Annotated in this window: 10 protein-coding genes; 5 read left to right on the forward strand and 5 right to left on the reverse strand. The window is 71.2% G+C overall.

Going from position 1 to position 14,014, the window contains the following annotated elements:
- The first annotated feature begins 183 nt into the window (after nucleotides 1-183).
- The 5 genes from NS220_RS17655 to treZ all read left to right on the forward strand — a co-directional run bounded on the left by NS220_RS17655 (nucleotide 184) and on the right by treZ (nucleotide 7,469).
- A complete protein-coding gene (locus NS220_RS17655; protein WP_058625297.1) occupies nucleotides 184-459 on the forward strand; it encodes a hypothetical protein in 276 nt (91 codons plus the stop codon).
- The gene (locus NS220_RS17660) at nucleotides 456-932 is read left to right on the forward strand and encodes a hypothetical protein (protein ID WP_058625298.1); all 477 of its coding nucleotides are present in this window, start codon (nucleotides 456-458) and stop codon (nucleotides 930-932) included. The genes NS220_RS17655 and NS220_RS17660 overlap by 4 nt, the downstream gene beginning before the upstream one ends.
- Before the next feature lie 64 nt (nucleotides 933-996).
- Complete coding sequence (gene glgX / locus NS220_RS17665; protein WP_242864672.1) at nucleotides 997-3,219, forward strand: glycogen debranching protein GlgX; 2,223 nt, start codon at nucleotides 997-999, stop codon at nucleotides 3,217-3,219.
- A 5-nt stretch (nucleotides 3,220-3,224) separates the two neighbouring features.
- Nucleotides 3,225-5,630: a malto-oligosyltrehalose synthase gene (gene treY / locus NS220_RS17670; protein ID WP_058625305.1), complete on the forward strand. Its 2,406-nt coding sequence runs from the start codon at nucleotides 3,225-3,227 to the stop codon at nucleotides 5,628-5,630.
- A 15-nt stretch (nucleotides 5,631-5,645) separates the two neighbouring features.
- Entirely contained in the window at nucleotides 5,646-7,469 is a 1,824-nt protein-coding gene (gene treZ / locus NS220_RS17675; protein WP_275934687.1) for a malto-oligosyltrehalose trehalohydrolase, read from the forward strand.
- 130 nt (nucleotides 7,470-7,599) lie between these two features.
- Here treZ and NS220_RS17680 read toward each other — a convergent pair whose 3' ends face one another.
- The 5 genes from NS220_RS17680 to NS220_RS17700 all read right to left on the reverse strand — a co-directional run.
- A complete protein-coding gene (locus NS220_RS17680) occupies nucleotides 7,600-8,415 on the reverse strand; it encodes a tryptophan-rich sensory protein (RefSeq protein WP_058625300.1) in 816 nt (271 codons plus the stop codon).
- 19 nt (nucleotides 8,416-8,434) lie between these two features.
- A complete protein-coding gene (locus NS220_RS17685; RefSeq protein WP_058625301.1) occupies nucleotides 8,435-9,190 on the reverse strand; it encodes a GMP synthase in 756 nt (251 codons plus the stop codon).
- A gap of 73 nt (nucleotides 9,191-9,263) precedes the next feature.
- Nucleotides 9,264-11,303, reverse strand: a complete 2,040-nt coding sequence (locus NS220_RS17690) for a CocE/NonD family hydrolase (RefSeq protein ID WP_058625302.1) — start codon at nucleotides 11,301-11,303, stop codon at nucleotides 9,264-9,266.
- Entirely contained in the window at nucleotides 11,300-13,324 is a 2,025-nt protein-coding gene (locus tag NS220_RS17695) for a CocE/NonD family hydrolase (RefSeq protein ID WP_058625303.1), read from the reverse strand. The genes NS220_RS17690 and NS220_RS17695 overlap by 4 nt, the downstream gene beginning before the upstream one ends.
- A gap of 79 nt (nucleotides 13,325-13,403) precedes the next feature.
- On the reverse strand, nucleotides 13,404-14,014 hold a 611-nt coding region (locus NS220_RS17700; protein ID WP_058625306.1), incomplete at its 5' end, for a LysR substrate-binding domain-containing protein.

Raw genomic sequence — 14,014 nt, forward strand, 5'->3', positions numbered from 1 at the left:
TCTAGCATAAATCGTCGGGCACACGCGTATTACCCGCTCTTTTCTTATGGCCATGGATGTTGGGCACACCCCGAGGTCTCCCCGCGTAGGACCTCCGGCAGCGTCAGCTGTGTATAAGAGCCACCCCCCGCCCTCCGCGACGATCTCGCCGCCCGCCGGGCCCGCAAGGCCACCGAACGGGCGGTGCGGGAGGCGGAGCGGGCGCACGCCGACGCCGCCCGTGCGAACGCGGCGGCCGACAGACGGGTCGCGACGGCCCGGGAACGCGCGGATCGAGCGCGGGAACGCATCGAGGCACTGCGCACCGATCTCGCGCGCGCCGAGGCCGAGGCCGCGGAGGCGGACGCGGCCGTCGAGGAGCGGGAGAGAGAGCAGAAGGACGCGCTCGCGGCGACCCGTGCCGCCCATCGTGCGGTCGAGCGAGCCGAGGCCGCGCGGGCAGAGGGGGCGCAGGCATGACCGGCGACCCGTGGGACGACGTGCGCGCCCGCTTGGCCGACGCGCCGCGCGAGAGACTCGGCGAGCTGCAGGAGGGGCGCCGGGTGCTCGGCATCCCGCGTCCGGCGCGGATCGTGCCGCGCGGGACGGCGTGGCACCTCGGGGTCCTCCTGCTGACCGAGGACGCCGTCCTGGCCACGGGCGACATCGTGCGCTCCCGCGCGGAGGTCCGTCGCGGATTCGCCGCCGAATCGCAGCGTCGGCGGGCAGAGCTCGCGGCCGCCGCCGCGCGGGGAGGAGTCCCCGAGGGGGAGAGCGTGCACATCGGCTGGCATCCGATCGACCTGTCCGCCCTCGACGAGCGATCCGCGCCCCTCGCGGTGCGTGGGGGAGAGACGCTCGTGCGCTGGAGCGCGACGGGCGGCTTCGTGCCGCTCGCGCGGTACCTCGACGAACGCGTCGAGTTGCTGCGACATCCCCCCGAGCGCGCATAGTCGGGGCTGCCCCGAGTGTCAACGGCGTCGAGACGGCGGGGGGTGGTAACAACGCTGGTCTATCGTGAGCGACGTGCAGCAGGTATGGCCAGGATCCAGTTATCCCCTCGGGGCCACTTACGACGGTAACGGGACGAATTTCGCCCTGTTCAGCGAGGGGGCCGAGAAAGTCGAGCTCTGCCTCTTCGACGAGGACGGAACGGAGACGTGCGTCGAGCTGATCGACGTCGACGCGTACGTCTGGCACGCCTACCTCCCCAACATCCAGCCGGGGCAGCGCTACGGCTACCGCGTGCACGGGGAGTACGACCCCGCGAACGGCAAGCGCTTCAACCCCGCGAAGCTGCTGCTCGACCCGTACGCCAAGGCCGTCGAGGGCCAGATCGACTGGGGACAGCCCGTCTTCAGCTACGAGTTCGGCGACCCCGACTCGTTCAACGACGAGGACTCCGCCCCGCACATGATGAAGGGCGTGGTCATCAACCCGTTCTTCGACTGGTCGGGCGACCGTCAGCCCAAGATCCCCTACGCCGAGAGCTTCATCTACGAGGCGCACGTCAAGGGCCTCACCCAGCTGCACCCCGACGTGCCCGAGGAGCTGCGCGGCACCTACGCCGGCATCGCGCACCCGGCCGTCATCGACCACCTGCGCAAGCTCGGCGTCACCGCGATCGAGCTCATGCCCGTGCACCAGTTCGTCAACGACTCCACCCTCGAGGAGAAGGGGCTGTCGAACTACTGGGGCTACAACACCATCGCGTTCCTCGCCCCGCAGAACACCTACTCCTCGACCGGCGACCACGGTCAGCAGGTGCAGGAGTTCAAGGCGATGGTCAAGGCCCTGCACGCCGCCGGCATCGAGGTCATCCTCGACGTGGTCTACAACCACACCGCCGAGGGCAACCACATGGGCCCGACCCTCTCGATGCGCGGCATCGACAATGAGGCGTACTACCGCCTCGAAGACGACGACAAGCGCTACTACACCGACTACACCGGCACCGGCAACAGCATGAACGTGGGCAACCCCCACACGCTGCAGCTGATCATGGACTCCCTGCGCTACTGGGTGCTGGAGATGCACGTCGACGGATTCCGCTTCGACCTGGCATCCACCCTCGCCCGCGAGTTCTACGAGGTCGACCGCCTCGCGGCCTTCTTCGAACTCGTGCAGCAGGACCCGATCGTCTCGCAGGTCAAGCTCATCGCCGAGCCGTGGGACGTCGGCCCCGGCGGCTACCAGGTCGGCAACTTCCCGCCCCAGTGGACGGAGTGGAACGGCAAGTACCGCGACACGGTCCGCGACTTCTGGCGCGGTGAGCCGCAGGCCCTCGGCGAGTTCGCCTCGCGCCTGACCGGCTCGGCCGACCTGTACGAGCACTCCGGCCGGTTCCCGGTGGCATCCATCAACTTCGTCACCGCGCACGACGGCTTCACGCTGCGCGACCTCGTGTCGTACAACGAGAAGCACAACGACGCCAACGGCGAAGACAACAACGACGGCGAATCGCACAACCGCTCCAGCAACATGGGCGTCGAAGGTCCCACCGACGACCCCGAGGTGCTGAAGCGCCGGGCCCAGCAGCAGCGCAACTTCATCGCGACGCTGCTGCTCAGCCAGGGCGTGCCGATGCTGCTGCACGGCGACGAGCTCGGTCGCACGCAGGGCGGCAACAACAACGGCTACGCCCAGGACAACGAGATCACCTGGGTGGACTGGTCGAACGTCGATCACCCGCTCATCGAGTTCACCGCGGCCCTCGCGCGACTGCGCAAGCAGCACCCCACCTTCCGTCGCAGCCGCTTCTTCGACGGCCGCCCCGTGAAGATGGAGGAGGGCGCGCCGATCCCCGACGTGGTGTGGCTGCGTCCCGACGGCTCGCTCATGCAGCCCGAGGACTGGGACAACGGCTTCGGCCTCGCCGTGGGGGTCTTCCTCAACGGCCAGGGCATCCGCGAGCGCGACCGTCGCGGAGAGTCGATCAGCGACGACCACTTCCTCGTGCTGTTCAACGCCGGTGACGACAAGGTCGACTTCCGGCTGCCCGACTTCGAGTACGCCCCCAAGTGGGACGCCTACGTCGACACGGCGGGGGAGCGGGCCAACACCGAGCCGCTCAACCCGGGCGAGACGCTCCCGCTCGAGCCGAAGTCGCTCATCGTGCTGCGCGAGCACCATCTGCCCGAGCCCGAGGTCGACCACTCCGTCGCCGCCTCGCTCACCGCGCAGATCCAGGTGATCGGCACCGATGACCTGCCCGGGCAAGCGCCCAAGCCGGAGCTGTGATCCAGATGCGGCATCCGCTTTCGACCTACCGCCTGCAGATCCGCGACAGCTTCACCCTCGACGACGCCGCCGAGGTCACGGGATACCTCCGTGACCTCGGGGTCTCGTGGGCGTACCTCTCGCCGCTGCTCGAAGCCACCCCGGGGTCGGACCACGGCTACGACGTCGTCGACGTCTCGCGTGTGGATCCCGTCCGCGGCGGTGCCGAGGGGCTCGACGCGTTCGTCCGCGCCGCCCGCGCCGCGGAGCTCGGCATCCTGATCGACATCGTGCCCAACCACATGGGCGTCTCGGAGCCGCGCGCCAACGCGTGGTGGTGGGACGTGCTGCGTCAGGGCCGTTCCTCGGCGCACGCCGAGTCGTTCGACATCGACTGGGAGTTCGGCGACGGCAAGGTGCGGGTGCCGATCCTGGGCGCCGACCTGACCGACGAGATCGGCGAGATCTCGTACGACCCGACGCCCGCGGATGACGCGCCCGACGGCCTGATCCGGTACTACGAGCACGCCTTCCCGGTCGCGCCGGGAACGGGGACGGATGCCGCGGCCTCGGGCTCGCGGCCCGCGATCGAGCAGCTGCTCGCCGCGCAGAACTTCGAGCTGCGGTTCTGGCAGGACGAGGCCGACGACCTCAACTACCGGCGCTTCTTCGCCGTGACGACCCTCGCCGGCGTGCGCGTCGAGCTGCCCGAGGTGTTCGACGCCACGCACGCCGAGATCCTGCGCTGGGTGCGCGAGGGCCTCGCGGACGGCCTGCGCGTGGACCACCCGGACGGTCTCGTCGACCCGGGCGGCTACCTCGACCGGCTCGCCGTCGCGCTCGAGGAGGCCGGCGACGGCGAGGTCGGGTACGTGCTCGGCGAGAAGATCCTCGAGCACGGCGAGGCGCTGCCCTCGTGGTGGAAGACCGCCGGCACGACCGGGTACGACGCGCTCGCCGAGATCGACCGCGTCCTCACCGACCCCGCGGGCGAGGCGGCGCTCGACGCCCTCGACGCGCGACTGCGCGTCGACAGCGACCTCGCGCCGCTCACCGGGTGGCACGACCTGATCCACGACACCAAGCGGAAGATCGCCGACTCGATCCAGGTGTCGGAGATCCGTCGCCTCGTGCGGGGCGTGCCCGCGCAGCTGCGCGAGGAGTTCGAGGGCGACGTGCTGCAGGACGCGCTCGCCGAGATCCTCGCGTGCTTCCCGGTCTACCGTTCCTACCTCCCCGCCGGTCGGGCGCACCTCGACGCCGCCGCGGGCGAGGCCGAGGTGCGCCGGCCCGAGCTGGGCGACGTGATCGAGAAGCTCGTGCCGGTGCTCGCCGACACGGGTCTCGAGGTCGCGTGGCGGTTCCAGCAGACGACCGGGCCCGTGATGGCTAAGGGCGTCGAGGACACGGCGTTCTACCGCTACACGCGGCTGGGCTCGCTCACCGAGGTCGGCGGTGACCCGGGCGAGTTCTCGCTCGACGTCGCCGGGTTCCACACCGCTCAGGCGCAGCGGCACGCGTCGTGGCCCACCGCCATGACGACGCTGTCGACGCACGACACCAAGCGCGGCGAGGACACGCGCGCCCGCATCGCGGTGCTCGCGGAGATCCCCGAGACCTGGGCCGCACGGCTCGCGGAGTTCCAGGGCATCGCCTCGACCGGGCACGGCCCCTTCGACAACCTGCTGTGGCAGGCCATCGTGGGTGCCTGGCCCGCCTCGGCCTCGACGCCCGAGGGCCTGAAGGTCTACCGCGAGCGCCTGCACGCCTACGCCGAGAAGGCGGCACGCGAAGCGAGCGAGGTCACCGGCTGGTGGGAGCAGGACGAGGCCTTCGAGGAGCGCATGCACGCGGTCGTCGACGCGGCCACCGGTCCCGCCGCCGAGCGTGTGCGCGCATTCGTCGACGAGATCTCGCCCGCGGGCTGGTCGAACGGCCTGTCGGCCAAGCTGCTGCAGATCATGGGTCCGGGCGTCCCCGACGTCTACCAGGGCTCCGAACTGTGGGAGCAGTCCCTCGTCGACCCCGACAACCGCCGCGCGGTGGACTTCGCCGAACGCCGACGCCTGCTCGCCGCGCTCGACGCGCCCGGCGCCTCGTTCCCGGCGGTGGACGCCACGGGTGCGGCAAAGCTCCTCGTCACCTCGCGCGCCCTCCGCCTGCGCCGAGAGCACCCGCTCGAGATCTACCGTCCGCTCGAGGCCGCGGGAGTGGCATCCGCTCATGTCGTGGCGTTCGATCGCGGGGGCGTGTTCACCGTCGCGACGCGCCTGCCGCACGGGCTGAAGGCCGCGGGAGGGTGGCGCGACACGGTCGTGCTGCTGCCCGACACGCCCGTGGTCGACGTGCTGACCGGCCGCTCGTTCGCCGGCGGCGCGACCCCTCTCTCCGATCTGCTGGCGTTCCTCCCGGTCGCCCTGCTGATCTTCTGACCGCGAGCGCGTGAGGTGCCAAAAACTGTCGCCTCACGCGTCCCCGCAGCGACACTTCTTGGCACCTCACGCGAAAAGGAACACCTCATGAGCATCGACGTCTGGGCACCGAAGGCGGAGCGGGTGCGACTGCGCCGGCTGGATGACAGCGGGGATGCCGTCGTCGAGGACATCGAGATGGAGTCCGCCGCGGACGGGTGGTGGACCGCCCCGGTCGACCTCGCCGACGGCGAACGGTACGGCTTCGTGCTGGGCGACGGCGACGACCTGCGTCCCGACCCGCGCTCGCGTCGCCAGCCGGGCGGCGTACACGAGGCCTCGGCGTGGTTCGACCCCTCGGTCTACGCGTGGAACGACGACGCGTGGACGGGCCGGCAGCTCGCCGGCGGCCTGATCTACGAGCTGCACCTGGGCACCTTCACCCCCGAGGGGACCCTGGATGCCGCGATCGGCCGCCTCGACCACCTCGTCGACCTCGGCGTGACCCACGTCGAACTGCTCCCGGTGAACGGCTTCAACGGCACCTGGAACTGGGGCTACGACGGGGTGCTCTGGTACACCGTGCACGAGGGCTACGGCGGCCCCGAGGCGTACCAGCGCTTCGTCGACGCGGCCCACGCGGCGGGTCTCGCCGTCATCCAGGACGTCGTCTACAACCACCTCGGCCCCTCGGGCAACTACCTGCCCGAGTTCGGGGAGTACCTGCGCGAGGGCAGCCGCAACACCTGGGGCGACTCGGTCAACCTCGACGAGGACGCCGTGCGCGCCTACATCGTCGAGAACGCGCTGATGTGGATGAGCGACTACCACGTCGACGGTCTGCGCCTCGACGCCGTGCACGCCCTGCTCGACCACCGCGAGCCGCACGTGCTGCAGGAGATCGCGGAGCGCACCGACGCCCTGTCGGCGCACCGCGGCATCCCGCTCACCACCATCGCCGAGAGCGACATGAACGACCCGAGGCTCATCCTGCCGCGCGAGGCCGGCGGTTACGGGCTGACGGCGCAGTGGTCGGACGACTGGCACCACACCGCGCACGTCGCCCTCACCGGCGAGACGATCGGGTACTACGAGGACTTCGCCGACCTGGACGCGTTCCGAAAGGTCAGCGAGGGCGGTTTCTTCCACGACGGCACCTACTCGTCGTTCCGCGAAGAGAAGCACGGCAAGCCCATCCCCGACGAGGTGCCGAACTGGCGCCTCGTCACCTTCGCGCAGGATCACGACCAGATCGGCAATCGCGCCGCCGGAGACCGCCTGTCGCAGTCGCTCGGCTACGACCGGCTCGCCGCCGCCGCCGTGCTGACCCTCACCGCGCCCGGCACGCCGATGCTGTTCATGGGGGAGGAGTGGGGCGCCTCGACCCCGTGGCAGTTCTTCACCTCGCACCCCGAGCCCGAGCTCGGCAAGGCCACCGCAGAGGGGCGCATCGCCGAGTTCGCGAAGATGGGCTGGGACGAGGACTCCGTGCCCGACCCCCAGGACCCCTCGACGTTCGAGAACTCGAAGCTCGACTGGGACGAGGTCGCAGAGGGTGATCACGCCCAGCTGCTCGGTCTGTACCGCGAGCTGGCGAAGATCCGGCGCGAGCGGCCCGAGCTCACCGACCCCTCCCGCACGGGGCTGTCGGCCGCCGCGCGCGAAGCGACCGACGGACGGGTGTACGAACTGCGCCGCGGCGACCTCGTGGTCGTCGTGAACCTCTCGGATGCCGAAGCCGCGGCATCCGTCGTCTCCGGTGCGCGGGTGCTCCTGGCCACGGCGGAGGGCGTGGTGCTCCAGGGCACCGACCTCACCGTCCCGGCGGGAGCGAGCGCGATCGCGGCCCCCGCCCTCTGACGCCGAGAACGCCCCGCCCGACCTCGGAGGCGGGCGGGGCGTCTCACTGTCCCGATTCTGTCGGACCTCATCTCCCTCGTGGCCGATCCGATGACCCGCGATCAGCCAGAGGGGGCGAGGGGCAGGGACGTCAGTCGACCGACGGTCGGAGCAGGCGCAGGATGCGGATGACGGCGGGAGGAAGCAGTACGAACGCGGCCACGATGATCGCCATCACGCCGATCCCGGCGCTCCGCGGCTCGCCCGCGAAACGCTCGACCGCGAGCCAGCTCAGCCCCCAGGCGAGGGCCAGGGCCGGGGTCACGCGCCACGAGCTGCGCCACGCGATCGCCAGGCCGATCAGGCCCACCACGACGAGGACCGCGATACCGATGGCATCCGCCGCCTTCTCCCACGACGAGGGAGCGATGGTGGTGAGCCATGCGGCCGTGTTGGCGACGGTGGCGAGAGTGACCCAGCCGAGATGCAGGCCCGTGACGCCGTCGATGAGCACCGAATCGACCACTCCGCCGCGCGGCTCGCGTGTCGCGACCGCGACGTGGAAGGTCCAGCCGAGCGCGGCCAGAAGCAGGACGATCACGACGACGGTGAGGAAGAGGGTGCCGAACCGCGCCGCGACGAGCCAGAGTCCGTTGAGCGTCATGGTGAGGGCGATGAGCCAGCCGAGCGCGCGCTGTCGCGGGTTCGTGCGCTCGCGGGGGAGGGCCTGCCAGATGGCGTAGGCGATGAGGCCGAGGTAGATCACCGACCAGATCGAGAACGCCGGTCCGGCCGGCGCCAGGTACGACCCGTCGGTGTTGAGGGCACCGCCCTGCTGGTCCTCGACGGCGGTGTTGCCGAAGGCCCCGGCACCGATCACCGCCGCGATGAGCATGAACGACACCGCGGACAGGACGACGATCTGACGGGCGAGGTCGTTCCCCCGCCGTGGAGCTGTTGCGTTCATGGGGGAAAGCCTAGATAAGCTAGCGAGATTCAGGCTGTGGGCTTGACATCGCGGCAACGGCGCGCGCGGCGAAGGAGCGGAGCAGGAGCGTCGGCTGCTCGACCGACACCGTGCGCACGTGCGCCGAGACCTGATCGAACGCCTCCGCGTCGAAGTACCCCGCGTCACGGTAGACCTGCATGCGCGCGACGAAAGCCTCGGCGGTGGGCTCCGGGTGAAACTGCGTCGCCCACAGGCCCGTGCCGGCACGGTAGGCCTGGACGGGACACGCGTCGTTCTCGGCGAGCAGCGTCGCCGTCGGCGGCACGCTCGCCGTGCCCTCTTTGTGCGCGGTCAGCGCCTCGAAACGGGGGCTCAGGATGCCGAAGAGCTCGTCGGCGCGACCGGCTGGGGTGAGCGAGATGTCGGCGGGGCCGGTTCCCTCGGGGTGCAGGAGGGTGACCTCCCCGCCGAGCAGGCGCGTGACCACGCCGATGCCGAAACAGGTGAAGAGCGCGTTCGTGCGCCCCTCGATCGCGGTCGCCGCGAGACGCTCGAGGTCTCTCTCGAGGCGGCGCTGCTCCTCGGTCTTGTCGGGGTCGGTGACGTTGAAGGGGCTGCCGCCCACCACGACGGCCGCGTACCGCTCGAGGTCCGCCGGCAAGGGCTCGCGCACGAGATCGTGGTGGACCAGGTCGTCGTCGCGCACACCGAGGCCGTCGCGGAACGACGCCCACTCGGCCGCGGCCGCATCGCGCTGCGGGCGGGCGCAGACGTAGAGCAGGCGACCGGTCATCCAGGGATTCTATTCGGAGGGACCCGGTGACGGCGCGGGTCTGACGCACGGCGACGCACGGGCACGCCGCCCCTCAGGTCGCGGGGCCGCTCCCGTTCGGCGCGGACCGCCGTGCGGCGGTCCCGCCGACGCGGGCTCGTCCGATCGCGACGAGGAGGGCTCCCCCCAGCAGCGCGGCGGCGCCGCCGATCGCGAGGCTCCGGTTCGGCGGCATCCCGGATTCCGCGAGACGTCCGGACGCACCCGGGGATGCCGACGGGGTCGGGGCGGGCGCGGTCTCGGCGAGGGTGAAGCTCGGCATCGCCGTGATCGGGACGGGCCAGCGTGCGTTCGCGAGGTAAGTGGCCAAGAACGGCGAAGGCTGCCCCTCGGTGGGGACGTCCCCGGTGGTCGCCTGGAGCGGAATCGTCACCTCGCCGCCCTCGATCGTGACCGTCTGCCCGCTCGGTGTCGGCCGCCAGGCGAGGGAGTCGGTCGTGCCCACCGTCACGAGCAGCGCGTGACCGGCATCCAGCGTCCACTCGGCGTTGCGCACCTGCATGCGCGTGGTGCCCGAGGCGTTCACGGGGGCGGCCTCTTCGACGATCAGCGTCGGCACGCCACCGGGCTCGACGTCCCACAGGCGCGCGTGGGCGACTCCCGACCCCCGGGTGCGGAGATTCAGCGACACCCTCCCGCTCACCCGAGTGGGTACGTCGACCCGGGTCGAGAGCGTCTGAGAGGCCCCGATGCTCTGCGCGTCGCGCGGCGCGGTCCCGAAGAGAGAACCGTCGCCCTCGTCGTCGGGAGGCAGGGCGTCGGCACCGCGCCCCGTGTCGACGTACGAGCCGGGGGAGAGCGGTACGGTGAGCTCCCGCGTCACGCCGGGCCAGGATGCCTGCAGGCGCCAGTGGCCGCTGTTGTCCTGCAGAGCCCACACCGGGGCGGGGGCGGGAGCATCGAGCAGGTGCGCGTCGAAGAACGCCCGGACCTCGTCGACCCATCCGGCGCGGCCCATCTCGAGGTGCCCCGTGGCGTCGACATCATTGCCGGAGACGTGATTCCACGGTCCGGCCCAGGCGCTCACCGGAGCGGCGATGGCATCGAGGAACTCCGCCATTCCCTCCGGGCGCGTGTTGTTCTCGGTCCAGCCCTGCGTCAGGAACAGGGGGATCTCCGACCCTTCCGCCCGGCGGGCGATGTCGCGCGCACTCCAGAACGAGGAAGCGGGATCGGATGCCAGGGTATCGGCCAGAATGCCGGTGGCGCACTCGGGGTGGGTCTGCTCGTACGCGGCGTTCGTCCGGTAGCGCTCGGTGTCGGGCGGGATGACGACACCGTCGACGGTCCCGGGGTGATCGATTCCGGGGAGGGCAGCGATGTCGTTGTAGGCGTCGATCGTCGTCCGGTTGTTCTCGGCGGGGATGCCGTTCTCGTAGAGGTAGTCGTAGAGGTTCCACGACGGCTCCTGGGCGACGACGGCGGCGAGTCCCGCGGGCCGGTCGGCGAGGCCGATGAGTCCCGTGCTGGCGTCGTACGACTTCCCGTACATTCCGACGCGGCCGGTGGACCACGCAGCCGTTGCCGCCCACTCCACGAACGTCCGGACATCGGCCTGTTCCCCCGGGCCGGTGAAGTCGTAGCAACCGGAGCTGCCGCCGAAGCCGCGCAGATCGCCGAACACCACGGTGTACCCGGCGGCGAAGAGACCACTGTCGTCGATGAAGGCGCGGTGGCGCATCGTCGGGCCGGTGGAGGCCTTCTTCTCGTCGGCCTGCTGGCCCGCGTGAGACAGGTAGGGACCGGCGATGAGGATCACGGGCGTCTTCGCATCGGCGGGGAGGCCGGCGGGGCGCAGCACGTCCGCGTGCAGCTCGACCGGATCGCCGTCGCGGGTGGGGACGGGCGAGGCGAGATAGTGCTCGGTCCAGACCGCGCCGACGGGAACGGACGGGTTCTGCTCGTGCGTGACGCCCGAGGCCAGGTCGGGCGCGACCGGCTCGCTCGACGGCGCCGCGGTCGACGACGAGGGCGCAGAGCTCGTGGCGGCTGCGGCTGCGGCGGGTGTCACGGCGGCGAGGAGAACCGCCGCGATGGCGATGACGACTGCGGCGGGGCGCGCGGGCTTCTTCATCGACGTGACGGCCCCCCTCGTGAACCACCACGCCGAAGGGTGAGGACGAGGGCACCCGCGACGAGAACGGCGAGTCCCCACATCGGCAGGGACGGGGTGACGGCCGTGCCCGACTTCGCCAGGGCTGCCGGGGGCGTGGCGGTGAGCGACGGCGCGGGCGTCGCCTCGGGCGCGGGGACGGGCGCCCCTGTCGCCGTCGGGGCCGGCGTGGGGACGGGAGCGGCGTCCTCCAGCGAGAACGTCGCCGTCGCCCCCGCGACGGGCGCGGGGAGGGTGTTGGCCGCGAGGTACTGCTCGAGGAACGGGGCGGGCTCGCCGGCGGTCGGGACATCGTCGTCCGTGCCGCGGACGCTCACGCGCAGGGTCCCCCCGTCGATGATCACCTCGCTGCCGCTGGGGGTGGGGGACCATGCATTCGTGTCGGTCGTCGACACGCTCATGAGCAGTGCGTGCCCGGCTGACAGCGTCCAGTCGGCGGCGAGCAGCTGCACCGTCGTGCGTCCCGATTCAGAGGCCGTGGAGATGGCATCCGAGATCACCGTGGGGATGCCATCGGGGGCGACATCCCACAAGCGGACGTAGATCGTTCCCTCGCCCTTCGTCCGGACCTCCACTGACCCCGCGCCGATGAGTCGCGTGGGTCTTGCGACCGGTTGCGACAGGGTGAGGGCGGTCCCTACCGTCTCCGGAAGGGGCGGCGCCGGCTCGTCGCCGTCACCCGCGCCGACCGAGTCGTCGAGGTAGCGCCCGGGCTGGACCTCGGCGGTGACGTCTCGCGTGGCGCCGGGCCACTCGCTCTCCACACGCCAGGTCCCCCGATTGTCCTGGACGGCGAAAGTCGCCGCCGGAGCGGGGGCGTCACGCAGGTGGGCGTCGAAGAAGGCGCGGACCTCGTCGACCCAGCCGGGGCGTCCCATCGCGAGTCGCCCGTCGGGGTCGACGTCGTCCCCCGTGACGTGATTCCACGGTCCCATCCACGCCTGAACGGGGCCCCGCAGACCGTCGAGTGCCTCGGTCAGCCGGAAAGGCCGCGTGTTCTGCTCGGTGAGACCCTGCGTGAAGAACAGCGGCACCTCTGAGCCGGCCAACGGTCCGACGATGTCGCGTTCCCTCCAGTACGGGTCGTCCGCCGAGCTCGCGCGGGTTCCGAGGTAGTAGTCCTCGGCGCACGAGGGATGACTCTCCTCGTAGGCCGCATTGTCGCGGTAGCGAGCCGTGTCGGCGGGAATCGTGACGCCGTCGACCACGGCGTCATGACCGATCCCCGGCAGGCTCGCGGTTCGCAGATCGGCCACGACGGTACCCGTGTTATTGGCGGTGGGCACGCCGTTGGACCAGAAATACGACGAGGCATCCCACATCGGCTCCTGCGCGACGACGGCGGCGAGACCCTTCGCGTGTTCACCCATCGCGACCAGACCGGTGGTGGCGTCGTAGGACTTGCCGTACATACCGACCCGTCCCGTCGACCAGGGGGCGGATGCCGCCCACTCGACGACGGCCGCGACGTCGGCGCGCTCGGCGGTTCCCAGATGATCGAGGCATCCGTCGCTGCCGCCGAAGCCGCGGATGTCGGCCAGGACGACGGTGTACCCGGCCGCGAACAGATCGGCGGCGTCGATGAAGCGGCGGTGGCGCAGACTGGGGCCGGCGAACTCTCTGCCCTCGTCGACGCTCTGGCCCGAATGCGAGAAGTACGGTCCCATGGACAGGATGACGGGGGTCCGCGCGTCGGCCGCCAGGTGGGCGGGTCGAAGGACGTCAGCGTGCAGCTCGACGGGGTCGCCGGTCGACGAGGGCAGGGGGGCGGGGACGTAGACCTCCGTCCACACGGCACCCTCGGGGACGGCGGGGTTCTGATCGTGAGACACCCCCTCGGTCGGCGGCGCCGCCGGAGCCGCAGAGACGGAGGCCGACCCCGACGGGGAGGGGGGCGACTCGGCCCAGACCGGTCCCGCCGTGAGAACCAGGGCCAGGGTCAGGACGGCCGATGCCGCGGGCAGGCCCCTTCTTCGCTGCATGCCGTCTCCCCTTCGCGGTGCGCGTGATCTGCACACTATCGCGCGGGGGGACCGGCGACGAGGCTCATCTTCCGCGGCTTCAGCGGGACGAGCGCGCGGTCCTTCCGCGCACGATACCCACGAAGGTATCGACGTCCGCGGTGGTGCGCTCGCGCATCCACGCCAGCGCCACGGTCGACACGGGGCCGTCGCGGAGGACGCGGTACTCCACATCGCGACGCTGATGGGCGCGGGCCAACGACATCGGCACGATCACCACCCCCACACCCGCGGCCACCGTGGCGATGGCCTCCGCCGTGTCGGTCGGCGGGGCGAACGAGGGCGCCACCGCGTCCGGAATCCGCGTGGCGAGCACGTCGTCGGCCGGGACGATGACGAGTTCACCGGCCAGATCGGCCGCGACGAGATCGTCGGCGGCGGTGAGGTGCGAGTCCGTCGACATCACGACGACCGGCTGCTCCTCGTACAGCTCGATGAGGTGCAGGTCGTCGGGCGACGCGACGGGGAGACGGACGAGGGCGGCGTCGACGTCGTCGAGGGCCTCGCGTTGGGTGGCGGCGGAGATCTCGCGCAGCTCCAGGGGCACGTGCGGCATACGTTCGCGCCACATCCCGATCCACTTGCCCGGCGTCGAACCCGGCACGGCACCGAGCACGAACGTCCGGGGCGGCTCGGTCGGCGGGGCGGGGG

It is taken from the genome of Microbacterium testaceum (assembly GCF_001476655.1).
GTDB lineage: Bacteria > Actinomycetota > Actinomycetes > Actinomycetales > Microbacteriaceae > Microbacterium > Microbacterium testaceum_C.